This is a genomic window from Apibacter muscae, assembly GCF_007845635.1.
In the GTDB taxonomy this organism is placed as follows: domain Bacteria; phylum Bacteroidota; class Bacteroidia; order Flavobacteriales; family Weeksellaceae; genus Apibacter; species Apibacter muscae.
Window position 1 is genome coordinate 189663 of sequence record NZ_SELG01000032.1, and the last position, 26894, is coordinate 216556.

The 26894-nt window shown below is 31.2% G+C and carries 22 protein-coding genes and 1 tRNA gene; 14 read left to right on the plus strand and 9 right to left on the minus strand.

The features are described from left to right. Nucleotides 1-51: 51 nt before the first annotated feature. The 9 genes from ETU08_RS05950 to ETU08_RS05990 all read left to right on the plus strand — a co-directional run bounded on the left by ETU08_RS05950 (nucleotide 52) and on the right by ETU08_RS05990 (nucleotide 7533). A complete protein-coding gene (locus ETU08_RS05950) occupies nucleotides 52-483 on the plus strand; it encodes a nucleoside-diphosphate kinase (protein WP_146262109.1) in 432 nt (143 codons plus the stop codon). Nucleotides 484-726: 243 nt separating this feature from the next. Continuing rightward, nucleotides 727-1680 carry a methylenetetrahydrofolate reductase [NAD(P)H] gene (gene metF / locus ETU08_RS05955; protein WP_146262110.1) on the plus strand — a complete coding sequence of 318 codons (954 nt, stop codon included), beginning with the start codon at nucleotides 727-729 and terminating at the stop codon, nucleotides 1678-1680. Then, on the plus strand, nucleotides 1680-2039 hold the full coding sequence (gene folB, locus ETU08_RS05960; protein WP_146262111.1) for a dihydroneopterin aldolase: 360 nt from the start codon (nucleotides 1680-1682) through the stop codon (nucleotides 2037-2039). The genes metF and folB overlap by 1 nt, the downstream gene beginning before the upstream one ends. A gap of 50 nt (nucleotides 2040-2089) precedes the next feature. Further along, nucleotides 2090-2160: transfer RNA gene (locus tag ETU08_RS05965), tRNA-Cys, on the plus strand. 103 nt (nucleotides 2161-2263) lie between these two features. Continuing rightward, entirely contained in the window at nucleotides 2264-2554 is a 291-nt protein-coding gene (locus tag ETU08_RS05970) for a putative quinol monooxygenase (protein WP_146262112.1), read from the plus strand. 12 nt (nucleotides 2555-2566) lie between these two features. Then, a complete protein-coding gene (locus tag ETU08_RS05975) occupies nucleotides 2567-3088 on the plus strand; it encodes a DUF1440 domain-containing protein (RefSeq protein WP_146262113.1) in 522 nt (173 codons plus the stop codon). 235 nt (nucleotides 3089-3323) lie between these two features. Further along, a complete protein-coding gene (locus ETU08_RS05980; RefSeq protein WP_146262114.1) occupies nucleotides 3324-5369 on the plus strand; it encodes a S9 family peptidase in 2046 nt (681 codons plus the stop codon). Nucleotides 5370-5546: 177 nt separating this feature from the next. Next, complete coding sequence (locus ETU08_RS05985; RefSeq protein ID WP_146262115.1) at nucleotides 5547-6986, plus strand: catalase; 1440 nt, start codon at nucleotides 5547-5549, stop codon at nucleotides 6984-6986. A 76-nt stretch (nucleotides 6987-7062) separates the two neighbouring features. After that, on the plus strand, nucleotides 7063-7533 hold the full coding sequence (locus tag ETU08_RS05990) for an ankyrin repeat domain-containing protein (RefSeq protein WP_146262116.1): 471 nt from the start codon (nucleotides 7063-7065) through the stop codon (nucleotides 7531-7533). A 34-nt stretch (nucleotides 7534-7567) separates the two neighbouring features. Here the strand turns inward: ETU08_RS05990 and ETU08_RS05995 are convergent, their stop codons facing one another. Further along, the gene (locus ETU08_RS05995; protein ID WP_146262117.1) at nucleotides 7568-8599 is read right to left on the minus strand and encodes a hypothetical protein; all 1032 of its coding nucleotides are present in this window, start codon (nucleotides 8597-8599) and stop codon (nucleotides 7568-7570) included. 98 nt (nucleotides 8600-8697) lie between these two features. Here ETU08_RS05995 and ETU08_RS06000 point away from each other — a divergent pair, with 98 nt between their 5' ends. Further along, nucleotides 8698-9267, plus strand: coding sequence for a hypothetical protein (locus ETU08_RS06000; RefSeq protein WP_146262118.1), 570 nt, complete (start codon nucleotides 8698-8700; stop codon nucleotides 9265-9267). 4 nt (nucleotides 9268-9271) lie between these two features. On the opposite strand, the gene ETU08_RS06005 is transcribed toward ETU08_RS06000, so the two are convergent. Continuing rightward, the gene (locus ETU08_RS06005) at nucleotides 9272-9985 is read right to left on the minus strand and encodes a DUF4919 domain-containing protein (RefSeq protein ID WP_146262119.1); all 714 of its coding nucleotides are present in this window, start codon (nucleotides 9983-9985) and stop codon (nucleotides 9272-9274) included. A 109-nt stretch (nucleotides 9986-10094) separates the two neighbouring features. Between ETU08_RS06005 and ETU08_RS06010 the strand changes: the two genes are divergently transcribed. Together ETU08_RS06010 and ETU08_RS06015 are read left to right on the plus strand one after the other, a co-directional pair. After that, a complete protein-coding gene (locus ETU08_RS06010; RefSeq protein WP_146262120.1) occupies nucleotides 10095-10952 on the plus strand; it encodes an aldo/keto reductase in 858 nt (285 codons plus the stop codon). Between the two features lie 102 nt (nucleotides 10953-11054). Further along, nucleotides 11055-12194 (plus strand): glycosyltransferase family 4 protein, encoded by a 1140-nt coding sequence (locus tag ETU08_RS06015; RefSeq protein ID WP_146262121.1) that lies wholly within the window; start codon nucleotides 11055-11057, stop codon nucleotides 12192-12194. 9 nt (nucleotides 12195-12203) lie between these two features. Here the strand turns inward: ETU08_RS06015 and ETU08_RS06020 are convergent, their stop codons facing one another. The 7 genes from ETU08_RS06020 to ETU08_RS06050 all read right to left on the minus strand — a co-directional run bounded on the left by ETU08_RS06020 (nucleotide 12204) and on the right by ETU08_RS06050 (nucleotide 22673). Further along, nucleotides 12204-13856, minus strand: a complete 1653-nt coding sequence (locus tag ETU08_RS06020; RefSeq protein ID WP_146262122.1) for an amino acid permease — start codon at nucleotides 13854-13856, stop codon at nucleotides 12204-12206. A 157-nt stretch (nucleotides 13857-14013) separates the two neighbouring features. Then, entirely contained in the window at nucleotides 14014-14583 is a 570-nt protein-coding gene (locus ETU08_RS06025) for a DUF4136 domain-containing protein (protein WP_146262123.1), read from the minus strand. 138 nt (nucleotides 14584-14721) lie between these two features. Then, complete coding sequence (locus ETU08_RS06030) at nucleotides 14722-19488, minus strand: leucine-rich repeat protein (RefSeq protein ID WP_146262124.1); 4767 nt, start codon at nucleotides 19486-19488, stop codon at nucleotides 14722-14724. Nucleotides 19489-19938: 450 nt separating this feature from the next. After that, entirely contained in the window at nucleotides 19939-21183 is a 1245-nt protein-coding gene (locus tag ETU08_RS06035) for an NADH-quinone oxidoreductase subunit D (protein WP_146262125.1), read from the minus strand. Nucleotides 21184-21206: 23 nt separating this feature from the next. Continuing rightward, nucleotides 21207-21701 (minus strand): NADH-quinone oxidoreductase subunit C, encoded by a 495-nt coding sequence (locus ETU08_RS06040; protein WP_146262231.1) that lies wholly within the window; start codon nucleotides 21699-21701, stop codon nucleotides 21207-21209. Nucleotides 21702-21733: 32 nt separating this feature from the next. Continuing rightward, a complete protein-coding gene (locus tag ETU08_RS06045) occupies nucleotides 21734-22282 on the minus strand; it encodes an NADH-quinone oxidoreductase subunit B (protein ID WP_146262126.1) in 549 nt (182 codons plus the stop codon). 25 nt (nucleotides 22283-22307) lie between these two features. Continuing rightward, the gene (locus tag ETU08_RS06050; RefSeq protein ID WP_146262127.1) at nucleotides 22308-22673 is read right to left on the minus strand and encodes an NADH-quinone oxidoreductase subunit A; all 366 of its coding nucleotides are present in this window, start codon (nucleotides 22671-22673) and stop codon (nucleotides 22308-22310) included. A gap of 234 nt (nucleotides 22674-22907) precedes the next feature. Between ETU08_RS06050 and ETU08_RS06055 the strand changes: the two genes are divergently transcribed. Together ETU08_RS06055 and ETU08_RS06060 are read left to right on the plus strand one after the other, a co-directional pair. Further along, entirely contained in the window at nucleotides 22908-25601 is a 2694-nt protein-coding gene (locus ETU08_RS06055) for a TonB-dependent siderophore receptor (protein ID WP_146262128.1), read from the plus strand. Between the two features lie 77 nt (nucleotides 25602-25678). Beyond that, entirely contained in the window at nucleotides 25679-26872 is a 1194-nt protein-coding gene (locus ETU08_RS06060) for a PepSY-associated TM helix domain-containing protein (protein WP_146262129.1), read from the plus strand. The last annotated feature ends 22 nt before the right edge of the window (nucleotides 26873-26894 follow it).

The following is a 26894-nucleotide window of genomic DNA, read 5'->3' on the forward strand; positions in this document are numbered from 1 at the left end:
AATCAAGAATTATGAAGTGTTTTTTTTAATTTTAATAAAAAATATACACTTATGATAAATAATAAGAATTTAACCCTAACCATGATAAAACCTGATGCAGTGAAAAATGGTTATATGGGAAATATTATTAACGATATAACGAATGCAGGATTTACTATTATAGCCTTAAGATTGACTCAACTTACTTCTCAAGATGCCAAAAAGTTTTACAGCATTCATAAAGATAAACCATTCTTTAAAAACTTAGTTGAATTTATGACTTCTGGTCCTATAGTTGCTGCTGTTTTAAAAAAAGAAAACGCTGTTGAAGAATTTAGAAAATTAATAGGTGCTACGAACCCTAAAAATGCAGAGGAAGGAACATTAAGAAAAAAATACGCAGAATCCATGGAAAGAAATGCTATTCACGGGTCCGATAGTGATGAAAATGCCCGCATAGAATCACTTTTTCATTTTGCCGAAAAAGAAATATATTTAGATTAAAGTATATGTATATATTTTTTAATGAATTTAAACTACAAAGTTAATTTACTTAATTCTATTTTTAAAATTCAAATTTAGAATTATTAAAAACTAAAAAAATACATATTAAAATTTAATCTTTAAGATTTAAATTTTTAAAGAATCATTTTTAGTAGATACTTAAAAAGCATATATTAAACTTAAAAAAATATCATAAATAATATAACTATATTTGCCAGATTTTGAAGAAATTTTAGTAATTGTATGAAAGTTATAGAGCATATTGAACAAGCCCAAGGAAAAACGTTATTTTCATTTGAAATTCTTCCTCCTAAAAAAGGTGATAATTTACAAAGCATATTTTCAAATATTGAACCCTTAATGGAGTTTAATCCTCCATTTATAGATGTCACCTATCATAGAGAGGAATACGAATATAAAGAATTTTCCAATGGATCCATTCAAAAAATAGTTACTCGTAAACGCCCTGGAACCGTTGGTATTTGCGCTGCTATTCAACATCGATATGGAGTGGATGCTGTTCCACACGTTATATGTGGTGGATTTGATAAAGAAGAAACTGAAAATCTATTAATAGATTTAAATTTTCTAGAGATTGATAATATTCTAGTTTTACGTGGAGATCCTATAAAAAGCGAAGGTACTTACCAAGCGCATCCCCAAGGGTATTCTTATGCCAATCAATTAATTCATCAAGTAGTAGATATGAATAACGGAAAATATTTGCACGATGAATATGCTAACGGCGCCACAAATTTTTGTATAGGCGTAGCCGGCTACCCTGAAAAACATTTTGAGAGCCCTAATCTAGATACCGATTTTTATTACCTAAAGAAAAAGATAGAAGCAGGTGCGGACTATATAGTTACTCAACTTTTCTACGATAACAAAAAATATTTTAGCTTTGTTGAAAGATGTAGAGAAGCTGGTATTACTATACCCATAATCCCTGGTATTAAACCTATTTCAATAAAAAAACATTTAAACATTTTGCCCAAAATTTTTCATATTGATATTCCTCAAGAATTAGTTTTAGCCATAGAAAAATGCAAAAATAATAAAGAAGCAAATGAGATTGGTATTCAATGGTCCATACAACAATGCAAAGAATTAATTGAATATGGGGTACCTGTTCTACACTTTTATTCCATGGGTAGAAGCAATAATATACAAAGAATAGCAAAAAGTATATTTTAATGGAAAAAATTAAATTAAAAAATATTAGAATCTATGCCAATCATGGTTGCATGGCTGAAGAAGCTAAGATAGGTTCTTTCTATCTAATAAATTTAATTGTTTGGATGGATTTAAAAATGGCAGGTTTAAGTGATAACCTTACAGACACTGTGAATTATGGAGATCTAACAAATATTATTAAAGCTCAAATGCATAAGCGATCAAATTTATTAGAAAATATAGCTCATAGAATTTTATTTGAAATAAATTTACAATTCCCTACGATAAATAAAGCTAAAATTTCTGTTGAAAAAATTAATCCTCCCGTAAATGCAGATCTAGATACTGTGAAGGTAACTTTTAAAAAGAAGTTCAATTAATTTTGTATTTTATAAATAAAAATTTGTAAATTTGCCTTCCTAAGAAATAGGGCTTTGTGGCCGAGTGGCTAGGCAGAGGTCTGCAAAACCTTGTACAGCGGTTCGAATCCGCTCGAAGCCTCTAAAAAATCACCTTATCTAAGGTGATTTTTTTTATACTTCCTAAACAAAAAAATTCAATTTTAATTTACTACCTTTAAAAGAACTATAATAACTTTAATTTAATGGTTACAGTAATAGCTAAAATAACCGCTAAAAAAGATAAAATTAATGAAGTTGAAAAATTGCTTCAATCTTTAATTACTCCTACCCTAATGGAAATAGGTTGCAAACAATACGATTTGTACCGAAGCATTACGGACAATAATATTTTCTTTTTCCATGAAATATGGAACCATAAAAAATATCTGGATATTCACTTAAAAACTGAAAGATTTTTAAAAACTACTCAAGAAATTACACCCTTATTAGAATGTCCCATTGAAATTTCACTAGTAAATAAAATTATCAATTAAAAAATAATCTTTATGAATTGTTGTACAAAAAATTTAATAAAAGGGGTCGCTGTTGGAATTTTAGCTTCATGGGTTAAATCTATCGTAGAACCACCTTTACAAGATTTAGGTGAAAAACATTTTCCACCTACACCCAAAGAATTACAATTGAAAGGTGCAGATGTAAAGCACCAGCCTGAAAATATGCCTCCAGCAATTTTAGCCAAAAAAATATATTCAGCGGTTACAAACGAAGAACTACAGAACCAAGAAGCAGTGAAATCTATGAAATTTATTCACTATGCTTTAGGGGCAGTTATTGGCGTTGCCTACGTAACTTTAGTGAATTCTAATAAAAGATTGAAAGTAGAAGAAGGGATTACTGCAGGTGCTGTGGTTTGGGCTGCTACACACGGATCCACAGTTCCTGCTTTAGGCTTACAGGGAAAAGTGAAAGACATGCCTAAATCTTGGTGGGTATGGGAATTTGGATCTCATTTGGTTTTTGGAGTAGCTTTGGAACAAAGTAGAAAATTATTAAATAAACTATTCTAAAATTTTATTTTACTTTATAATACTCAAATATTAATTACTAATCATTAATACAATTGTCCGTAAGGTATATAAATCTATTATTACATGAATATATTTAATTAAAGATTTAAATATACCCTGTTGCTATGATAAATTAGTAATTAAAGTGTAATTATCAATGAAAAATAATCCATAAATATTGCCATTATATTTAATTCGTGATATTGTACATTTAATTATAAATAAGCTATTAAAAATGAACCAACCCAAAGCAAAAAAAATACCTAAAGAATTAAAAATTCATCAAGACATACGAATAGATAATTATTATTGGCTGAATAATCGAGAAAATCCTGAAGTCATTCAGTATTTGGAACAGGAAAACAAATACACCGAAGAAAAACTAGAATCTACTGAAGAATTACAAAGAAAATTGTTTAAGGAAATGAAATCTCGAATTAAAGAAGAAGATGAGTCAGCTCCTTATCAATACAATGGTTATCTTTATAAAACTAGATATCAAAAAGGTGCAGAATACCCTATATATGTCAGACGTAAAGATGTTCCTACTGCATCCGAAGAAATTATGTTTAATGTAAATGAACTAGCCCAAGGATATAGCTACTATCATTTAGGAGGCATAAACGTTAGCCCTAACAACCAATTGGCTTGCTATTCTTTTGATTCTCTAAGCAGAAGAATCTATACCATACGAATTAAAGATCTTGAAACTCAGGAAATTCTTCAGGATCAATTAGAAAACACAACCGGAAATATTGTGTGGGCAAATGACAACCAAACCTTATTTTATTCCACTCAAGATTTAGAAACTTTACGCCCGAATAAAATTTTTAAACACCAACTAGGAACCCCTCAATGCGAGGATACTTTAATATACGAAGAAAAAGACGAAACATTTAATGTAAGTGTTGCGAAAACTAAATCCATGGAATATTTGATAATTGCTTCCGGTAGCACTGTTTCAGATGAATACAGGATTATTTCAGCAGATCAACCAAACGGCGATTGGCAAATTTTTCAAACTAGAGAGAGAAATTTAGAATATTCATTTGATCATTTTGAAAATCACTTTTACATTTTAACTAATAAAGATAAATCTTACAACTTTAAGTTAATGAAAACTCCAGTAAATAAAACTCAAAAAGAATACTGGCAAGAAGTAATTCCACATAGAGAAAATATTTTACTTGAGAATTTTGAACTTTTTAAAAATTATTTAGTTACTGAAGAAAGAGAAAAGGGATTGGTTCGCATATTCATTGAATCTTGGAATAAAAAAGTTAAATACTTTCTTCCTTTAAACGAAGAAGTATACACGGTAGGTTTATCTACAAACCTTGATTTTAATACCGATAAATTACGCTATAAGTATTGTTCATTAACCACTCCTTGGAGCGATTTTGAATTTGATATGAATACTCAACACAAAACTTTGCTTAAACAACAAGAGGTATTGGGCGATTTTAACCCTGAAAACTATGAAACCAAACGCTTATGGGCAACTGCTCGAGACGGTATTAAAATCCCCATTTCAATCGTAAGAAAGAAAACAACTGCTATATCCAATCAAACTCCTTTACTTCTTTATGGCTACGGATCCTATGGTTATTCTATAGAACCTACCTTTAGCTCTTTACGATTATCCTTATTGGATCGAGGATTTATTTATGCAATTGCTCATGTTAGAGGTGGAGAGGATTTAGGTAGACTTTGGTACGAAGATGGTAAGATGCTAAAAAAGAAAAACACTTTTTTCGATTTTATTGATTGTGCTAAATTCCTTATAAATAATGAATATACTTCTCCCCAACATTTATATGCGAATGGAGGTAGTGCTGGAGGTTTATTAATGGGTGCAGTAATCAATATTGCTCCAGAAATTTTCCATGGAGTTGTTGCCGATGTTCCATTTGTGGATGTGGTTACCACCATGTTGGATGAATCCATTCCTTTAACAACAGGAGAATATGACGAATGGGGAAATCCCAATGATCTAGAGTATTACGAGTATATGAAATCTTATTCTCCTTACGACAATATTGAGATTAAAGATTACCCTAATTTATTGGTAACTACAGGTTTGCATGACTCGCAAGTGCAATATTGGGAACCAGCCAAATGGGTGGCTAAATTACGGGAATTAAAAACTGATTCTAACTTACTTTTGTTACACACAAATATGGATGCCGGACACGGAGGTGCAAGCGGACGTTTTGAATCACTTAAAGAAGTTGCTTTAGAATATTCTTTTTATCTATTACTTGAAAATAAAATTGCTTAAGAAAACCGTTTATTTTTATATTAAAAGTGAAATTTTATTAAATTGATTCATCTAAAATTTAAGTATAGATTTATTTTATTCACACATTTAGTATTTAAATGGAAAAAATTTAATTAATATGGGATAAAGACTTATCTTTACCATATAGATCAATTTAAATAAAAAACTTTTAAGGATATGAATAGAAAAAAATTAACAACTACCGCTGGAAATCCAATTTCCAACAATCAAAAATCATTAACCGCTGGGTTTAAGGGGCCTGTATTATTGCAAGATTTTAAACTAATAGAAAAATTGGCTCATCAAAATAGAGAACGTATCCCTGAAAGGGTTGTACATGCTAAAGGTTGGGGAGCTATGGGAACTTTTACCGTGACCCATGACATCACTAAATACACACGAGCAAACATTTTTTCTGAAATTGGAAAACAAACTAAAATGCTTGCAAGATTTTCAACAGTCGCCGGTGAATTAGGGGCTTCCGATACTGAACGTGACGTTAGGGGGTTTGCTTTAAAATTCTATACAGAGGAAGGTAATTGGGATTTAGTTGGAAACAATACCCCAGTATTTTTTGTAAGAGATGGATATAAATTTCCAGATTTTATTCATACACAGAAAAGACATCCTAAGACAAATTTACGTTCGAACGAAGCTATGTGGGATTTTTGGTCTTTAACTCCAGAAAGTTTACACCAAGTAACTATTTTAATGTCAGACAGAGGAATCCCTAAAACTCCTATGCATATGCATGGATTTGGTTCTCACACCTATTCTTTTTGGAATAATAATGGTGAAAGATTCTGGGTGAAATTTCATTTCAAAACCCAACAAGGAATTGAAAATTATACCAATAAAGAGGCTGAACAAATTACGGGGCAAACCAGAGAAAAATATCAAGAAGAACTATTTAATGCTATAGAAAATGGTAATTTTCCAAAATGGAAAGTTTATATACAGATTATGGGAGAAGAGGATGCACTAAACTGTCCATTCAATCCATTTGATGTTACTAAAGTTTGGCCACATGCAGATTTTCCTTTAATTGATGTTGGAGTTATGGAACTTAATGAAAATCCTAGTAATTATTTCCAATTTATTGAAAACGCTGCATTTTCACCTTCAAACATAGTTCCTGGGATAAGTTTTTCTCCAGACAAAATGTTACAAGCTCGTATTTTTTCATACGCCGATGCCCATAGATACAGATTAGGTACACATTATGAAATGTTACCTCCCAACCGTCCAATCTCAGAGGTAAATCACTATCATAAAGATGGAGCTATGAGATTCTTTGAAAATTTCAATTCAAATCCGGATGCTTATTACGAGCCTAATAGTAAAAACGGCCCGGTGGAAGATCGATCTTTGGAAGAACCTCCACTGAAAATTGATGGAAATGCTGCTAGATATGAAGAAAATGATACCTACGGCAACTTTAAACAACCAGGAGATTTATTCCGTTTATTTACTCCTGAGGAAAAACAAAGATTATTCCAGAACATAAAAGAAGCTATGCAAGGAGTATCTAAAGAAGTTGTAGAACGTCAATTAAACCTTTTCGATCAAGCTGATCCAGAATATGGCGCAGGAGTAAGAAAAGCTTTAGGTATTTAATTATTACTTAACATCATATATTGCACAAAATTTTATAGAAACTGCATTTAGCAGTTTCTATTTTTTAAACTAGAACATGAACAATCAAGAAAATTTATTTCAAGCCATACGTTTGGAAGATTTAAACAGCGTAAAAGAAATATTAGAAGAAAATAAAGACCTACTAAATTCCAAGGATCATCGTGGTTCAACACCTTTATTGTTGGCGTCCTACTATGGAAATATAGATATCGTTGATTTTTTATTAAAGCTTAAACCCAATCTTGATGAAAAAGATGGATCAGGGAATACAGCGCTAATGGGAGTTTGTTTTAAAGGCTTTTACGATATTGCTAATAAATTGATTGAAGCTGGAGCGGATGTAAATGTTACCAATTCTAATGGGGCAACTGCCTTATTTTTTGCTGCTACTTTTAACCGTATGGAAATTGCTAAACTACTTTTAGAAAAAGGAGCAGATACCTCTATAAAAGATATAAGAGGAAATACAGCATCTTCTCAAGCTCTAACGCAAGGGTTGAATGATATTGCTGAATTAGTAAAGTAAAGATTAAATTCGTTAAAAAATTTACCGTAAATATTTAGTTATGTTTACGGTAATTTTTTACAATAAAATTTAAACCCGTTTCAACAATCTCCCCCATAGTATCACAGTGCTTAAAATGATAACTATAAGTTAGTTTATACAATGCTAATTTTAATTGATTAATTTTTTCATCTGTTGAAATGTGATCTTCTTTCATAATAGAAATTAAATCCGAATATCTTTCAAAACTATTTAATATACGTTTAGCTATCACCGATCGCACCTCTTTTCTATATTGCTCCACAGAATTAGCTTCTAATTTTTCATCAATCAATTCTAACATTAATTGATTTTCTTTAAAAAATTGAGGCATATAAAATGATAAATCTCCTTCATAACTTTGCTGATCAAAATCAATCGATCGTATTCGATATACAATTTGATCATAATCATGAGTTACAACAACCACATAATTATAGGAACGCATATCTCCTAGCAATCCTAAAAGACAACGCTCATTAAACTTTACAAATTCCTTAGCAATTTGTGATTTTTCTAAATCAGAACAAAGAGGTAAATGTCTCTCTATAAAAATATCTCCAGGTATCCCCAATATATGCTCTTCAATTAATGTATCTTTATAAACTAAATAATTAACCCGATGGGGAGAAAGTAAATCTTCCAATTCTAAACCATAAATTCTGGAAGCATCTGCTTTCTTTATGTAAAAGTTTGTGTAATTTTCATTAAGGATATTCTTCACCCTTATACGGAAAGGTTTGGAGTTTCCAAAAGTACAAAATTCAATAGACTCAACTTTTAAAAAGGGTAAAGTTGTACGGTCTCCATCGGAGTGCAAATACGTGTAAATAATCTTTAAATTCTGTTGAATTTCTTCCTGCTCCCATTGAGAATAATATACACTCAACCACAAGGTATCCTTTCCATCTTTATCTTCAATAACTGTATAATCTTTAAATCTCAATAAATCCTCATACAACATAGAGATTTCTGTCGTTTTATTGTATTTATCAAGGTAAGTCAATAAATTATTTTTTATGGGAAATATTGGTTTTCTTAGTTGCATTTAATAACAATATATATTTAATACAATTATAGTTAAGTATATATCTAAAAATTATTATATAGCTTTGTAAATAATTAATTATTAGCTCGCTAAAGATAATGAAAAGTAACAAAACTAAAATACTTTTGTACATTTCTCTTTTATGTATAGGTATAGTTATTGGTATAGCAATTAGACATTATTATAATCTTCCACTCTCTGTAGATATTAATATTATTGATGTTGCCACTTTAGTAGCTACAGTTTTTTTAGCGGTTTATATACCTGAAGTTTTAGATAGAAACTTTCAGGAAATCAAGGATAAAAAAGACGTTATTTTAAAGAAAGTAGAAGAACTACACTTTCTTAATAGAAAAATTAATATCTTGGTACAGAATGAAATACAACCAAACACTAAAAGTATATTAATTATAAACAATACTTTAGATCTTATTGAGAATAAGTTACAAACACTAAAAACATTAGTGAAATTAGGTAATTTAAAAATAAACTTTTCTCCTGAAATTAATAAGATTGAAACTTTAATTAGGGAACATAAAGTGCTAATTTTTAATAATACCAAAAATTTATCCAATTGTAATTTTAATGAAGAAATAAAAATGAAAGAGGAAATTATTTTTAATCATCTCGATCATAATTTCTGCTTACTTATATTTAAAATTGCTTAAACAATTATTCACCTTTTTTAATCCGTTCAGCTTGTGCTTCAAATAGTTTAGTCACATCAAAGTAAACTGAATCATATCCTTTTGAATTTTCATGTAGTTTTTGTAAATCACAGTAGGCTACTGGGTCTTTCAGAAAAATAAGTTCTTGAGAAATGGGCTTTTTATTAATCATTTTCAAAAGTACATATTCATGATCTGTAGAAGTTACATGGAAAGCATTTCTACAAGTACTTCCATCCCCACTATTTGTTATTACTTCTAAAATATCATAAAGTCTAAAACGAATTTTTAAATAATTTTCTGTATCTCCTTTTAATTTATAAATATAACTTAAAATAGCCATCGCATCTAAAGCAAAAGGATATTCTTGTATAGATTCTGTTGTAAGTTTTATGATTTCCTCATAATCCTCTTCTTGTATTTGCGAATTTTTCTTTAAAATAGATAAAAGAGCTGTTTCATTTTTTGCTTTTTTATAAGGTTTATACTCTTTTTGATAAAGATATCCATAGTATAAATATTCATAATCTTTTTTAGTTAAGGTACTATCAAAAGCATAAAATCTAGACAATAAATTTGAGTAAAGAAATTCCGATTTTTCGTTAAAAGTTTCTTTTTTAATAAGATCATAATCTGGAGAATGCCATTCATATTCTTGGGCACATAAAGATGATATAAAATTGAATAAAAGAACGAACATAATTATTTTTCTCAGCATGATAGATAGTTTTAGAAATAAAAGTAAGAAAATTTCATTAAAGTTGCTTACTTTAGGTATATTTTAAGGCAAAAAATAGTACATTTGAGTAATTTCATATTAAGTGAACATGAAAATAACAGATATCAAAGGAACCGTTAATTTATCTAATGGGGTAAAGATGCCATATTTAGGTTTAGGTCTATATAAGGCAGAGGATGGACAGGAAGTTATTAACTCTATTCATAAAGCATTAGATGCCGGCTATAGACATCTTGACACAGCTACTTATTATTTCAATGAGGAAGGGGTTGGAGAAGCTATAAAATCTACTTCGATAGCAAGAGAAGAAATTTTTATTGCCACCAAAGTATGGTATACTGAACAAAAATATGAAGACACTAAAAAAGCTTTTTATTCCTCATTAAATAAATTAGGATTGGATTATATAGATCTATATTTAATTCATTGGCCTCATCCGGACTATTACCTAGAAGCGTGGAAGGCCATGGATGAATTATATAAAGAGGGAAAAATAAAAGCCATTGGCGTATGCAACTGCATGCAACACCACTTACAAAAAATCATCGACCTAGGAGGTACTAAACCCATGGTTAATCAAATGGAGTTTCATCCCAATTTAGTGCAACAAGAACTATTAGATTTTTGCAAAAAAAATAACATTCAGTACGAAGCATGGTCTCCTTTAAAAAGAGGCGGACTTTTTGAAGCACCTACCTTAAAACAAATTGCTGAAAAATATGAAAAAAGTGTGGCTCAAATAATTTTACGCTGGGATTTGCAAAAAGGGGTGGTTACAATTCCTAAAAGCACAAATCCAGAAAGAATCTTAGCCAATGCGGATATATTCAATTTCATACTTACAGAGGAGGAAATACATACAATAGATTCTTTGGATAATGGAGATAGAACTGGAGCTCATCCCGATCACTTTTTAGAATATTTTGCTAAAAAAAATAAATCATAAACATTAGTTTTAATCATAGATATATTTTTTATACATTAAATCAATTAGAACACCTAATTGATTTAATGTATATTTGCAAACTTTTATCTATAAACTAATATTATGAAAATAGCTTATTGTGTTGAAAATATACACAATTCTGGAGGAATAGAGAGAATTTTATCTACTAAGTCTAACTACTTAGTTTCTCATGGGTATCAAGTACATATGGTTGTTATATGCCCTGCTCCTAGCAAGCCTTTTTTTTATTTTGATCCTAATGTTAAATTCCACTATTTAAATTTAGACATTAGAAAAGATCACGGACTTAGAAAAAAAATAAATTTTAATAAAAATAAGAAGATATTTTTAGATTCACTATCAAAGTTATTTTCAGAGATTAAGCCAGATATTACCATTTCCACTTTTTGCATTTTTTCTAAATACATATATGAACTTAAAGATGGAAGTAAGAAAATATTAGAAAGACATTTTGCTAAATATAAACGAGCTTATTATTACGCAAAATTAGATAAATATTATTTAGGAAGGCTTATTACTTATTTTTATAGAAGACAGGAATACGCCATCATCCAGAAGTTTGATAAGTTCGTGGTATTAACGCATGAAGATAAAGAATCTTGGGGAAATCGATTATCCAATATTGAAGTTATTGAAAATGCTCTTACCTGTATACCTAAAAGTACCTCGGAATTAGAAAATAAAAAAGTGATTACGCTTGGTCGCTTAAATCAACAAAAACAATTGGATCATTTAATTGAAATATGGTCTGTTATAGCAAAAAAATATCCGGATTGGAAACTTGAAATCTATGGAAGCGGTAGCCAAGAAAGAAAATTAAAACAGTTAATATCAAAATTAAAGTTAACAGGGTTTATTAAAATTTTACCAGCAACGCCAAACATTGAAAAGGTTTTTTTAGAGAGTTCCATCTATGCAATGACTTCTAAATACGAAGGCTTTGGCTTGGCTTTGGCTGAAGCCATGTCTTACGGGGTTCCTCCTGTTTCTTATGCATGTAAATGTGGTCCTAGAGACATCATCAATAACAATAAAGACGGGTATTTAGTAGCCTTTAATGATAAGAAAGAATTTATTGAAAAATTATCTCTTCTCATTGAAGATGAAAATAAACGTAAAGAAATGGGAAAAGCTGCCTCTACTAATATTCTCAGATATTCGCCAGAGGCTATAATGAAAAAATGGATGAATCTTTTTGATAAATTGGTTAATACCAATTAAAACTCAACTTTATGAATTAAATATTCGATTGAGCTTACTATTTTTTCTTCCATAAAGAAAATAAATCGTTAAACCTATTACTAACCAAACAATAAACATAATCCAATTGGACCAGCCCAATTCAGTCATTAAATAAAGGTTAAATAAAATTCCTAAGATCGGTAGTAAAGAAAATTGATATTTTAGCGAGCCTATACCTAAACCTAACCATACCAACCAAAATACATACAATAGAGGCTTGTCACTTAACATTTTCAACCCATTTACCTGAAATAAAAAAACATACATAGCAAATATAAATAAAGGACAAATAATATATTTACCGTTTATGTAAGGCAGTTTAAATTTCGCTTGTTTAGAATATCCTTTATAATCAAGAAATAAAACCCCAGAACAAACCAATATAAAAGCAAAAAAAGTTCCAACACTGGTTAAATCTACAACTACTTGCATATCTATAAACATAGCGGGAATTGCTACAAATACACCAGCAATTATGGTTGAGAAACTTGGGGTATGATACTTTTTATGTATTTTGCTAAAAGGCTTCCACAATAGACCGTCTCTACTCATCGTCATCCAAATTCTGGGTTGCCCCACTTGGTAAACTAAAATTGCTCCCGTCATGGCTATAACTGCACTAACAGAAATAATTCCAGCAATAAAATTCATTCCAATTTTATCAAAAACATAAGCCAAAGGATCGTCAACTCTTAATTCTTTGTAATTTACCATACCCGTCAAAACTAAAGCAATGGCAGCATACAGCACAGTACAGATAATAATACACAAAATCATAGCTCTGGGTAAATCTCGTCTAGGATTTTTACATTCTTCGGCCGTTGTAGATATAGAGTCAAACCCTATAAAAGAAAAAAATACAGCAGCTACTCCACCCATTACTCCTTCAAAACCATTGGGTAAAAACGGAGTCCAGTTGTCTGGTTTAACATAGAAAGCACCTATAAGAATAATTCCTACAATAACCACCAATTTTATCCAAACCAAAGCATTGCTAACTTTGGTTGATTCTTTAATTCCTATATAGGCTAATATGGTTACAAATAATGTAATTAATCCTGCCGGTAAATTAAATAAAACTTTTATGCCACCAAAGCTAGGAGCAGATTTATAAACTTCTGCAAGTTTTATATCATTATTGGTAAGTGTCTCATGCGCTTGTTGGGCTAAAAATGCCTGATGGGCATTCCAATAATCTACTGCCAACCATTCTGGCCAATGAATACCAAAACCTTGCAGCATTGAAACAAAATATCCCGACCAAGAAATGGAAATTACAATGTTGGATACTGCATATTCCAAAATTAGAGCCCAACCAATGGTCCAAGCAAAAATTTCGCCTAAAGAAACATAGGTATAAGTATAGGCACTCCCGCTAACCGGAATCATGGAAGCAAATTGAGCATAACAAAGTGCTGTAAAAATACAGGCGATAGCAACAAAAAGAAAAAGCATGGAAACTGCTGGACCTCCCTCGTAAGAGGCTCTTCCTATAGTACTAAAAATTCCTGCTCCAATAATGGCAGCTATTCCAAAAAAAGTTAAATCTTTTAAATTTAAGATTTTATTTAACTGAGAGGAGTGGTTTTCATTTTGTAAATCTGAGATATTTTTTTTTCGTAAAAAGGAATTTATATTCATTAAAATTTTATTAGAGGTTCTAGAAGTGAGGGTTTACCCAAGCGCAAAAATATAACTTTTTGCAATTTATTGGTAATAAATCAGTTTTTTTAAAAGCAAAAAGTCACTATTTAAATCAATAAATAGTGACTTTCTTAATAAATTTAAATTTTAATATTTATTTAGGAGGAAAATTCGTAAAAACTTGTTGAATAGCTTTAATTATTTGAGCTTCTTTACTTGCTGCATCGCTAACGTTAAACCCGCCAACTACCCCTTGCCAAACCAAAGTATTATTTCTAGTATCTATTAAATGTATGGTAATTTGTCCAATTCTATCTTCAGAGATGGTTGTATCTTGACCGATCCATCCGGGACCCCAGCCGTATCCCCATCCCCAACTGTTTTGCCAAGGACCGCCCCAAGGACCTGTCCATGGAGAATTCCAATAAGGATTATTATTATAAACATTTACCACTTGCTGAGAAGAAGCTAAAATATTTACCAATAAACTTGGATCTGTAGATTGGCTTAGACCTTTACTTTCCAATTGATTGGTAACTGTAGAAATAATTACATTTTTATCTAAATCATTTAATTTTAAACTATCCATCCCTTGTTTATAAAAAGCAAAGGTTTTAAACTGGGAAAAGTCAACAGTTTTGTTGTAATCGTAAGAGGTATTTATAGTAGCGCAACTGGTAAAAAATAAAAGTGCTGCACTAAAAAATAAAATTTTAAATTTCATTTTGTAAAGTTTAATGGGTTATTAATTTAAAATGATATAAAGCGAATATTATACCAAACTTTACACATTTATATTTTTTTCATAAAAATAGCCGGTTTTACAACCGGCTATCCTTTAAAAATAAATTAAAAATTAAAATTATTTTTTCATAATTTTTTTACTAACTGTTTGTCCTTGAGACTGTACTTGTACAACGTACACCCCAGCCGGAAAACTTTGAATATTTATAGATATCTCAGATTCTGCTTTAAAAGATTTAGTATAAACTTCATCTCCGGTAAAGCTAAATACTCTTAACATACCCTCCGGTATATCTGTCAACATCACTTTAAATATTCCCGAATTTGGATTTGGGGTTACTTGCACTTGTGATTCTGTTAATTTACTATTAGAATTAATCTCAACTGCTTCAGATCTTAAATTTCGATTGATCGGTACTATATATTCCGGAGAATTTGCTATTGATTCTGCTGTAAATCTTGTTTCATCTTTTGCGCAACGAACTGAAGCTCCACTCCTTGGTCTAAATAAAGAAGAGGGATCAACTGAAACCTCTCCCATAGAAAATGCAGATGCTAGTAGTCTTAACCAAGTTTGTGAGCCCATAAACATATTAGCTGACCAATTAACTCCATAATATAATAAACCTTCAAGACCTATAGGATTATTATTATCAATAGTTCCTCTGGTTCCAACTGCTGGATAGTTTCCTACATTATACTGCTGACTATTTAAACTAATTCCTACAGTCCCTAAATTATTCTTAACTGTTACTCCTCCTATTTTATCTAAAGCTCTATTACTATCTGATAATTTAAAAATACTTAGATCATTATTATCTTTATACCAATACCCCATTCCTTCTTTATACCAAGGTGAGCCTAAATGATCGGAAGCACTAAAATCTGGAACTCTCCAACCATCAGGACAGGGATCAAAAGGAGATTTTTCATTAGCATGTCCCCACAATTTAGGATATACTTCTGGCAACCAGCTAGGTGAATTCCCTCTATATAAATGATGTAAAGGATTTCTAACTGATTTTAATAATACTTCCTCCAAAGTATTCTCCCATGACGTCATTGTATATTGCTTTTCATATTGCTCAATATGATCTAATATTTTAGGAAATTGTTGGTTTCCCAAATTTGTAGATCCTAAATAAATTTTATCATGAATTCCCCAAATACCATAGTAGAAAGGTATAAAAACAGGCATAGGATCTTTTCTCCCCCATTGGTATAGCAATCCTTTAGTGTTTTCATAAATATTTCTATCAGTAGAAGAAATATCTGATTCAGTAGCACCTAAATTACGATCCATAAAGGTTGTAGTTAAAGGGACTGTTCCATTTAAAGTATTATATGCAAAAAGAGGTAATTTTTCTTTAGAAAACTTATTCTCTGTAGTATGGGTGAATGTATTTAAAGTGGGATCTGAATTAGAGACCCAAATATGCCAACTCCAAAGAACTGGATCGTTAGAATTACCCTGATCTCCATTATGTAAAGATATAACCGCATTACCAGATTGGTTAGGATTAATTGTTACTTGCAATATTCCATTTTCATTTGATCCTTGCAATGCTATACTTTTAATCAATTGTGTATTAGTTGTCCAATAAATATTTTCAGATAGTTTTCCTGTTGGCCATTCATGATCTGTCAAAAGTTGATTATATGCGGCAAAGGCTTTATTTACAGGTATATTAATTTTTTGTTCTAATTCACTTTTCACCAATAGATAAGAATTTGGATTATATAATCCTTCACTATATTCCTTAACAGTGTTAGGTAAATAAATAGTTTGCCAATCAAAGGCTGGTAAAGCTTCTTTAACACAACGTACTGCAAATAAAGAGGAATTATGTCCTGCTGTTATCTCATTAAAGTCTAAAGTATATCGCCCAGTAAAATTATCTTGTAAAAAATCACTTACTAAATGCAACATATTAGCTGTACCTCCATGTCTAGACTGCGTACCTAAAGTAGCTGTCCACAGTTGAGCCTCTGATCCCTGATCTTGATAGAGTAATCTATTAGTAACGTAATAATGTCCAGAAGCGGGAATAATTCCAATATTATATCCTTTTACCTCTGTAAAGTCATAACCTAACCCCGGATAAATTTTTAAACCTGAAAAATCTTTCTCTGCATTAGAATCATTTTTAAAATCATATTTGGAATTTTGATTTGATCCTAAATATTTCCCCCACGGTGATCCCCAATAAAAATGAGAATCTGAACCGGCTGAAGGTACCCTCCAACCCGCTGGACAAGGATCAAACGAGGATTTTTGTTTTTGTTCTGATATTATACCCGCTGTTGCATAACCTTCTGTATTACTTCCCCATAAATCAAATGTTCTTCCATTTTTTTGTTCATAACCAACCAAATCATTAGTAAACCATGCATATTTAGAATGATTATTTCTATCTTGGATTTCCTCAGGAGTCATTGTAATGATTGAATAAGGAAGTTGTACACTTTCTTGTATATTACTATTAGCTTCATTATAGTTTCTATTATGAAATATAGGAGTATTTATTACTGATCCATACTTAAGAGTATGAATTATAGGAGCATTCCCATCTAAATAGACACCAGGAGGGAATGGATCCTTTCTTCCCCATTGATACATAAGTCCTCCTGCACGATTCCAATCATTTCCTAGAAAATTATTGGATAAAGCTCCTAAGTTCCTGTCCATAAAAGAATTTACTAATGTTCCATTATCATAAGTTATTCCTTTAGTGGGATCATCCGTTACCCATACATGCCAGCTCCAATAAACAGGGTCTTGTTTAGGATCCCCAGTATCTCCTACATGGAAAGCAATGACAGCATTTCCTTTCCCTTTGGCTTGATTGATTTGAACATTAATTTGAGAATTGGATCCATTCTGATCGATTTCAGTAGAACGTATAAGACCTTCTACATCCTCCCAATATACGGAAGAAGATAATTTTCCAGATGGGATACCTTTGTAATCTAGGTATTCATTATTTTCCCACATAGCATAGGCTTTAGCGACAGGTATCGCTATCCCCCCGTAATTATAAGACTTTGCTTGCTCTATATCAAATATATAGCTATTAGGTGCATATACATTTAAATCATATGGATTTATTGGTGCAGCTTCACAAATATTAGATTCTATTATTTGAGTAAATTGGCTCCATTGATTAGCTTTTTTATAACTAGATATTGTATTTTTTGGTACCGCTAATTCAACATTGTTTACAGGTACTCCACTAAATACATTGCTTCCTAAAGTTGGAGGAGTTGTAGCGCAAATAGAGAGTTTCTCCAATTGTTTCATATCACTAAAAGCTCCTACTCCTATAGTTTTTAAACTTTTCGATAACGACAATTCTTTTATAGTGGAATATGCAAAAACATAATTTTGAATTTCTTCTAACTCTTCTGGTAAGGTTACACTTCCTTTAAAATAACTAAATAACCTTGAGGGTATAAGCTTTAAAGTTTTAGGTAGTATAACATGGTTGGAATTGCCGGTAAATGCTCCGTTTTGATTATAATAGCTTAATCCAAATGCCTGTAATTTTGTATTATTGCTAAAATCTAAGGTGTTGCTTTCTAGTTGTAACTGTGAAAAGGCTTCTCCGCCTATAGTGGATAAATTCGGACTATGAGAAAAGTCTATGGATGGCATTACTGCTCTTTGAAAAGCATAGGCTTCTATTATTTCTAATTCTTCTGATAAGGTTATACTTCCCTTAAAATCACTAAATAATTTACTTGGTATTATTTTTAATGCTTTGGGTAATATTACATGGCTTGTATTCCCTGTAAAAGCTCCATTATTATTGTAATAACTAAGTCCAAAATTTGATAGTTTGGAATTGGTAGTGAAATCCAAAACATTATTTTCTAATTGAATACCAGTAAAAGCTTCTCCGCCTATAGTGGATAAATTCGGACTATGAGAAAAGTCTATAGATGGCATCTTAGCACTTAAAAAAGCATAGGCATCAATAATTTCTAAATCTTCTGGTAAGGTTACACTTCCTTTAAAATTACTAAATAATTTACTTGGTATTATTTTTAATGCTTTGGGTAATATTACATGGCTTGTATTCCCTGTAAAAGCTCCATTATTATTGTAATAACTAAGTCCAAAATTTGATAGTTTGGAATTGGTAGTGAAATCCAAAACATTATTTTCTAATTGAATACCAGTAAAAGCTTCTCCTCCTATAGTGGATAAATTCGGACTATGAGAAAAGTCTATAGATGGCATCTTAGCACTTAAAAAAGCATAGGCATCAATAGTTTCTAGATCTTCTGGTAAGCTTATACTTCCTTTAAAATTACTAAATAACCTTGAGGGTATGAGCTTTAATGTTTTAGGTAGTATAACATGATTGGAATTGCCTGTAAATGCTCCATTTTGATTATAATAGCTTAATCCAAATACCTGTAATTTTGTATTATTACTAAAATCTAAGGTGTTACTTTCTAATTGTAACTGTGAAAAGGCTTCTCCGCCTATAGTTGTTAAATTTGTACTTTTACTAAAGTCTATAGATACAATTTTACCGTTTGTAAAAGCGTATGAAGCAATTACATCTAAAGTTTTTGGTAAAATTATTTTCAACAATTTAGCTCCAGAGAATGCTCCCCCAGGCAAAGTATTATCTACTAAATTTGCCTTTTCTAAATTTAAATTTTGCAGAGCCGCCATGCTACGTATGGTTGCAAAATCTGCTGCATTTAAGGTACCGGTTAAGGTAAGATCTGTAATTGTGTGTTTTTCGGACGATACCAGGGATTCTAGACCTCCCGGCGCGGTTACTTCATATTCTCGTGATGTCTGTCCCCAACAGAGAGACCAACTCAGAAAGAATAGAAAAAATAGAAAATGATAATTTTTTCTTTTCATAAGCTTTTTTAAATGAATTTATAGTTTAGTTCATGGATGAGGAAATATATAAGAAAATTCTTACACTTTTCACTTATCCATTGCAAAATTAGCAATACTATTCCATGTAAACAAATTTTTTATTAAAGAAACGTTAATAATTTTATATTTTAATATATTCCGAATGAATTTATATATCTAATCTACTATTTAACAGATTTATAGATTAAAACCTATTATTAACATTTTTTTTTAATTTTTATATGGTAGTAAATATTCAATTAATGAAAAGTAGAAATGTAGAAAAAAAGAATAGTAACAAAACTTAATTTTAAATTATTAAGAAATTTATAAAGATGTTACAATTATTCCCCAATCATAGATTAAATAAAAAACATTATTTTTAAAATTTAGTATAAAAAAAGCTCTTAATTATTTTTAAGAGCTTTCTTATATTTTAAAAATTATTATTTATGCATCTAATTCACCGGCAATAACATTTAAACTTCCTAAAGTAATTATAGCATCTGATAGCATTTGATCTTTGATTATTTCTGAATAGGCTTGATAATAAATAAAGCAGGGTCTTCTAAAATGTAATCGGTATGGACTTCTTCCTCCATCGCTAACCATATAAAAACCTAATTCGCCATTTCCTCCTTCTACTGAATTATAAATTTCTCCCGTAGGTATATCTACTTCTCCCATCACTATTTTAAAATGGTAAATTAATGCCTCCATACTGGTATAAACCTCTGGTTTATTCGGTAAATAAAAATCTGGAACCTCCACGTGGTGTTCTCCTTCTGGCAAATTTTCGTAAGCATTTTTCACTAAGTTATAGCTCTCTCTTATCTCTTGTAAACGAACCATAAAACGGTCATAGGCATCTCCTGCCGTACCGATAGGCACTACAAAATCAAAATCCTCGTAAGAGGAATACGGATTCATCACCCGTGCATCATAATCTACGCCTGCGGCTCTTAGATTAGGTCCTGTAAAGCCATAATTTAATGCTTTTTCTGCTGAAATTGCTCCCACTCCTATGGTTCTGTCCATAAAAATACGGTTTCTTTCTAGAAGATTGGCAAATTCTTCAATTCTTGCCGGAAACTCTTTAATAAATTTTTTGATCAGTTCATGAAACTTAGGACTAAAATCTCTTTCAAAGCCCCCAATTCTACCTATGTTAGTAGTCATTCTTGCTCCACAAACCTGCTCGTATAGGTCATATATTTTTTCTCTGTCTTGAAAAACATATGTAAATCCGGTTAATGCTCCTGTATCTACTCCCATGACTGAATCGCAAACCAAGTGATCTGCAATTCTTGCCAATTCCATAATAATGATACGCATATAATCGATTTTCTTGGTAACTTTAATCCCTAAAAATTTTTCCATCGTCATATGCCATCCTATATTGTTAATAGGGGCAGAACAATAGTTCAACCGATCGGTTAAGGTGGTTATTTGTGAATAAGTTCTTCTTTCAGCTATTTTTTCGAAGGCACGATGTATATACCCAACGGTAGATTGTGAAGAAACTACCCTTTCTCCATCCATCAATATTTTATTTTGGAATATTCCGTGCGTAGAAGGATGGGTGGGACCTAGGTTTATGTGTTGCAGTTCACCATCTACTTGCTCTTTCACTATATATTTATCTACTAGGCTAGATAAATGCTGCAACTCTTTTTGATTATTTTCGTTAGACATTTTTCCTTTTTTTGAATAATTAGTTACCGACCAAACATTGCGTCATTCTTATCTGTACGGGTAGCGTCTTCCAATTCGTATTGTTTTAGGAGTGGATGGTAATCCATATCGTCGCAATTTAAAATCCTTACCAAATTGGGATGTCCAATAAATTTTATACCATAAAAATCAAAAGTTTCTCTTTCTTGCCAATTGGCTGATGAATATAGAGGGGTTAAGGAATCTACTTCTGGATTTTGAATAGAAAAAAATATTTTTAGTCTAATTCTGAAATTGTGTATTAAACTATGCAAGTGATAAATTACTCCCAATTCCGCTCCATGATTGTTGGGATAATGAATTCCACATATATCCGTTAAAAAATCAATTTTTATGTTATCTTCCTTCATCCATTGTACCAATGGCAGCAAAATTTCTTTTTTAATTTCTAGGGTCAAAATTCCATCAGGCTCGTAAGCTCTTAGTATAGAATCTTCAAATTTATTTGAAATAAGTTCTAGTACGTACTGGTTATCGATAACTTTCTCTTCCATTTTCTATACAATATTACTTACGATATTTGGTAAGATTCTAGAAGATTTTTATATTCCTCTGAATCTCTTCTTCTCAAGCTTTCATTTTTAACTAATTCCTGAATCTGCATAAAACCTTCTATAATTTGTTCCGGTCTTGGGGGGCAACCAGGGACGTAAACATCTACAGGAATAATTTTATCAATTCCCTGCAATACTGAATAGGTATCAAAGATTCCTCCACTGGATGCACAGGCTCCAACAGCCATCACCCACTTAGGCTCTGCCATTTGGGTATATACCTGTTTTAACACAGGAGCTAATTTTTTTGAAATGGTTCCACAAATCATTAACAAATCTGCCTGCCTGGGAGAAAAACACATATTTTCTGCTCCGAAACGAGACAAATCGTAATTGGAGGCTTGAATCGCCATAAATTCAATTCCGCAACAAGAAGTTGCAAAAGGTAGAGGCCATAAAGAATAAGACCGAGCCAATCCTATTATTTTATCAAGGCTACCGGCAAAAAATCCTGGTCCACTTATTCCTTCCGGTGCTTCTACTATTTTTACTTTTTTTTCTGACATTTTTTTTATTTAATTCATCTGAATTTTATTTTTCCCAATTTAAAGCGCCTCTCTTAACTACGTAAAAGAAACCGATTAGAAAAATAGAAATAAAGGTTAATACAGCTAAAAATCCTTCAACACCAAATTCCCGAACGTTTAAAGCATAGGGGTAAAAAAATATGATTTCGATGTCAAACAATACGAAAAGTATAGCCGTTAAAAAATATTTAATTGAAAAGGGGGATCTAGCATCTCCTTCGTAAGCTATTCCACACTCAAAAGTATCGTCTTTTACTTTCCCATGTACCCTTGATCCTAGCATTGCAGATCCGATTAATGTAACTACACTAAATGCGAAAGCGACAGCTACTTGGATTAAAACCGGGATATAATCTACTGGTAAACTCATGCTAAATTATTATTTACATTATAATGTTTTGCAAATTTAGTGTATTTTCAAACTTAATCTCTACATTTTTTATAATAAATGATTACACTTATATATATGCTATTTTCCTGAAAACTTTAACAACTAAATCACAGATATTCAGATTATTATAACAAAATCAAATTTATTATAGAATTTTATTTGTAATTAGTCTAAATAAAAATTAATTTTGCTTCAATAATTTAAACACATCTAATGAAACATATCTACACTAGTTTTAGTTTATTTTTTTGCTGTATAATTACGTTTGGACAAAATTTAAGTTCCATTCAGGGGTTTATACTAGATGAACAAGGTATTCCAATTGAAAATTCAACCGTATATATCGATGGAAACCCTTCACATAAAACCAGTGATTCCAAAGGTTTTTTCTTTATTGAACAATTGGAAAAAGGCACGCATTCCATGTCTGTATTTCACCCTAATTATTCTCTACACAATCAGGAAATTTCTTTAATATCTGACTCTTTGAAACAAATCTTTATTGTATTAAAAGCTAATAAGGATTCAATCGCTAACCATAATTCGGGAATTGAAGGTTATATTTTTGATGAGGATCATCAACCGGTGGTTAATGCAAATTTATATGTAGATGGCAATACTAATTCTATACAAACAGATCCTTCCGGTTACTTTAGCATTTATGGATTAAAGGAAGGAGCTCATAATTTATTTATTCAAAATAGTTCTTTATATTCGGAACATTTTGAAAATATTTTCTTAAGTCCTAACGAAATAAGAAACATCACTATCACTTTAAATTCCTTGGCTAAAACCGATAAAAATTTAGACGAGGTTGTAGTTTATGGAAAAAAGAAAGTACCTAACGGACTTGATATGGTTACTCGTATCCCGATTGACCCTCAAGATATGATTCAGAATATATCAATTATTCCAGAAAAAATAATTAAAGAACAAGGAGCTCTATCTTTGTCAGACGCTACACAAAACGTAGCTGGGGTTACTTTATTTGGTTCCTACGGTGGTGTTAGAGAAAGCATGTCTATACGTGGATACAGAGGTACTCCGGTTCTTAAAAATGGGGTGCAGGTAGATTCTGATTTCCGTACAGCTTCTATAGCCTCTGATATGCAAGGTGTAGAAAGCGTACAAGTGCTTAAAGGTTCAGCAGCCTTAACGCAAGGAATTGGAGACGGATTGGGTAGCCCTGGAGGAGTTATTAATGTAGTTACTAAAACCCCTAAGTTTAAGGACCAAGGCAATATATCTATAAGAACAGGAAGTTGGGGTATGTTTAGACCTACGCTTGATTTTCAAACTGTATTAGATAAGAAAAAGACTGCTGCAATAAGAATTAATTCCGCTTACGAAAGATCTGATAGTTATAAATCTTATATAAACAAAGAAAAATTTTATATCAATCCTTCTTTTGAATGGAGACCGGACGACAAGACTAGAATAGTTTTGGAGATGGATTATTTAGATTCTAATGTTACTCCTGATATTGGCACGATTAATCTTGCTCCTGATAATATTGAAGCGTTGTTTAAAATGCCACACAATAAATTCCTAGGGTTCAAATCGGATAATATGCATAACAAAACTACCACTTATAGCACCCGATTGTACAGAGATTTAACCGATCAATTAATGCTAAGACTTGCCTATGCTGGATCTTCTTATCAAACTGAAAGCACGGCAGCAAGTTTAACTAAAAATAAGTTTTCTGAAAATGGTGTCATTGATTACAGTAAAAGATATAGAACTTTAAATAAATCTGCCAGAGATGACAAAAATCAAGTAATCCAGCTAGATTTAATCGGGAAAGATGTAAAAACCGGATTTATGAAACATACGTTTCAAGCAGGGTTTGATTTTAAGAAAACAGATTTAAATACCACTAGTTATTCTCTATTAGATTCTAAAGGAAAATCTGTAAAATATATTGATGTAATTGATGTCTATTCTCCTATCTCCAACGTTAAACCTGCGGGTTACACTTTTGGTGACGAAAAAGTAAGTTCATCCAATACCTCTTCGTATGGATTTACAGTGCAAGATGTTGTAAGTTTTAATTCTTATATTAAAGCGATGCTAGGCGTTCGTTATAGTTCAAAAATTAGCCAGAGTAATTCTACTATTGGGAAAACCCAAGGGAATGCTTGGGATCCTTTTTTTGGTGTAATGATTACTCCTATAGAAAATATAAATATTTTCGGATCTTATACCACTACCAGCGATTTAAGATCTGCAGCTAATAGAGATATTAATGGTAAAGAAATGGGAAGCGCTGTTTCTAAACAATGGGAAATGGGTTTTAAATCTTCTTGGTTCGAGAATCGTTTATTTTTCAATGCCACTTATTTTAATATTAGAAATTCTGATTTACAGTATGGAATTACCGATGGCGTAAGTAACGTAGTTCTATATTATATTCTTGCCGGAGATTTAAAGAGAAGCGGTATTGAACTTGAATTAACTGGGAAAATACTACCTAATTTACAAGCTATTTTAGGTTATTCTTATCTAGATGCTAAGTATGAAGATAGCCCTTCTTATGTTGATGGATCTAGACCTATGAATGCACCGCATACCACCTTCAACGGCTGGTTACGTTACGCCTTTGACAAAGGAGCATTGAAAGATCTATCGTTGGGTGCAGGAGTGTATTATGTTGGAAGTAGACCTGTGAATGAATGGTCTTTAGTTGCTGACGGTCATGGTACAACCCCTGGAGTGAAACCTTTTTTAATGCCTTCTTACCTGACTGTAAATGCACAAGCAGGTTATAAAATCAAACAATTTGATATACAAGTTTTCTTTAATAATATATTTAACGAGCTGGGGTATAATTCCTATTATCGAGGCGGATTTATAAACCAAATTGATCCTAGTAACTTTGGCATTCAAGTAGGATATAATTTCTAATTTTCCCATTTACTAAATAAAGACTACCCTACTAGTTATGGTAGTCTTTTTTAAATTACTTGCACATCTAACTTAATATGAAAGAAAAAAATAAATTCAGGAAATTCATTAATGACATACACCTTTGGCTGGGATTGATTGCCGGAATCGTATTATTTATCGTATGTTTATCAGGAAGTATCTACGTCTTTAGAAGTGATATTGAATATTTTGTAAATCCAAATAAATACAATGCCTCCGACTTTAACAATAATTCACCGTATCTACCGATTGAAAAGTTAGTAGCTACACTTGAAAAAACTGAAAATGGAAAGGTTTCTTTTATAGAAATTCCTGAGAACCGCGAAAAAAATATATTGTTTGGATTGTCTAAAAAAACAACTCCTGTAAATAACAAGATCAAAAGTAAAGGCGATGAAAATATTCAACCTAAACGACAAAGACCCACCACCTATTATGTAAATCCTTATTCGGGAAAGATTGCTGGCAAAGATGGTGATAAAGCTTCTGAGTTTTTTATGATCGTAATGAAGCTCCATAGATTTTTATTATTGGATCCGAGCATAGGTCGCCCCATCATTGGAATATCAACCCTAATTTTTATTTTATTATCAATTTCAGGATTAATCTTATGGTTTCCAAAAAAGTTTAAATATTGGAAGCGATGGAATCATTGGAAACCTGGATTTAAAATTAAGTTTAAAGCTAGATGGAAAAGAATCAATCATGATTTACACAATACCCTTGGGTTTTATTCATTATTTTTACTTTTATTAATGGCTATTACTGGGCTGTGCTGGTCTTTTGAATGGTACAAAAATGGATTGGGAAAGATAATGGGCAGTGAAGTTTTTGCTGGAAGAAATGAAAAACCATTAACTTTAAAAAATACTTCAGATCAAACCATTTCTTTTGAAGAAGTTGAACGAATAGTAAATCAACAATTGCCTTACAAGGGAGATGTTAGAATAAATATACCTAAAGATTCTGCACATGCATATAGTATTTCTAAAAGCAAATCAGGCATTTTCGCAATAGCAGCTCCGGATAAGATGAATTTAAACCCATACAATGGAGAAATTATTTCTTTAGACTTATTTAAAGATAAGCCTTTAAATGTTCAAATAGTTTCATTAATCAAACCTCTACATATTGGTGATATAATGGGAACTTTCTCAAAAGTGTTATATTTTATTTGCTGCCTGATTGGAACTTCTTTACCTGTAACCGGTATAATTATTTGGTTTAATAAGATGAAAAAGAAAAAATAATTTTCACAAAAAAACAGATTCT

Coding starts and splice junctions, on each gene's coding strand:
- ETU08_RS05950 (WP_146262109.1), top strand. CDS start 52: ATGATAAATAATAAGAATTTAACCCTAACCATGATAAAACCTGATGCA.
- metF (WP_146262110.1), top strand. CDS start 727: ATGAAAGTTATAGAGCATATTGAACAAGCCCAAGGAAAAACGTTATTT.
- folB (WP_146262111.1), top strand. CDS start 1,680: ATGGAAAAAATTAAATTAAAAAATATTAGAATCTATGCCAATCATGGT.
- ETU08_RS05970 (WP_146262112.1), top strand. CDS start 2,264: ATGGTTACAGTAATAGCTAAAATAACCGCTAAAAAAGATAAAATTAAT.
- ETU08_RS05975 (WP_146262113.1), top strand. CDS start 2,567: ATGAATTGTTGTACAAAAAATTTAATAAAAGGGGTCGCTGTTGGAATT.
- ETU08_RS05980 (WP_146262114.1), top strand. CDS start 3,324: ATGAACCAACCCAAAGCAAAAAAAATACCTAAAGAATTAAAAATTCAT.
- ETU08_RS05985 (WP_146262115.1), top strand. CDS start 5,547: ATGAATAGAAAAAAATTAACAACTACCGCTGGAAATCCAATTTCCAAC.
- ETU08_RS05990 (WP_146262116.1), top strand. CDS start 7,063: ATGAACAATCAAGAAAATTTATTTCAAGCCATACGTTTGGAAGATTTA.
- ETU08_RS05995 (WP_146262117.1), bottom strand. CDS start 8,599: ATGCAACTAAGAAAACCAATATTTCCCATAAAAAATAATTTATTGACT.
- ETU08_RS06000 (WP_146262118.1), top strand. CDS start 8,698: ATGAAAAGTAACAAAACTAAAATACTTTTGTACATTTCTCTTTTATGT.
- ETU08_RS06005 (WP_146262119.1), bottom strand. CDS start 9,985: ATGCTGAGAAAAATAATTATGTTCGTTCTTTTATTCAATTTTATATCA.
- ETU08_RS06010 (WP_146262120.1), top strand. CDS start 10,095: ATGAAAATAACAGATATCAAAGGAACCGTTAATTTATCTAATGGGGTA.
- ETU08_RS06015 (WP_146262121.1), top strand. CDS start 11,055: ATGAAAATAGCTTATTGTGTTGAAAATATACACAATTCTGGAGGAATA.
- ETU08_RS06020 (WP_146262122.1), bottom strand. CDS start 13,856: ATGAATATAAATTCCTTTTTACGAAAAAAAAATATCTCAGATTTACAA.
- ETU08_RS06025 (WP_146262123.1), bottom strand. CDS start 14,583: ATGAAATTTAAAATTTTATTTTTTAGTGCAGCACTTTTATTTTTTACC.
- ETU08_RS06030 (WP_146262124.1), bottom strand. CDS start 19,488: ATGAAAAGAAAAAATTATCATTTTCTATTTTTTCTATTCTTTCTGAGT.
- ETU08_RS06035 (WP_146262125.1), bottom strand. CDS start 21,183: ATGTCTAACGAAAATAATCAAAAAGAGTTGCAGCATTTATCTAGCCTA.
- ETU08_RS06045 (WP_146262126.1), bottom strand. CDS start 22,282: ATGTCAGAAAAAAAAGTAAAAATAGTAGAAGCACCGGAAGGAATAAGT.
- ETU08_RS06050 (WP_146262127.1), bottom strand. CDS start 22,673: ATGAGTTTACCAGTAGATTATATCCCGGTTTTAATCCAAGTAGCTGTC.
- ETU08_RS06055 (WP_146262128.1), top strand. CDS start 22,908: ATGAAACATATCTACACTAGTTTTAGTTTATTTTTTTGCTGTATAATT.
- ETU08_RS06060 (WP_146262129.1), top strand. CDS start 25,679: ATGAAAGAAAAAAATAAATTCAGGAAATTCATTAATGACATACACCTT.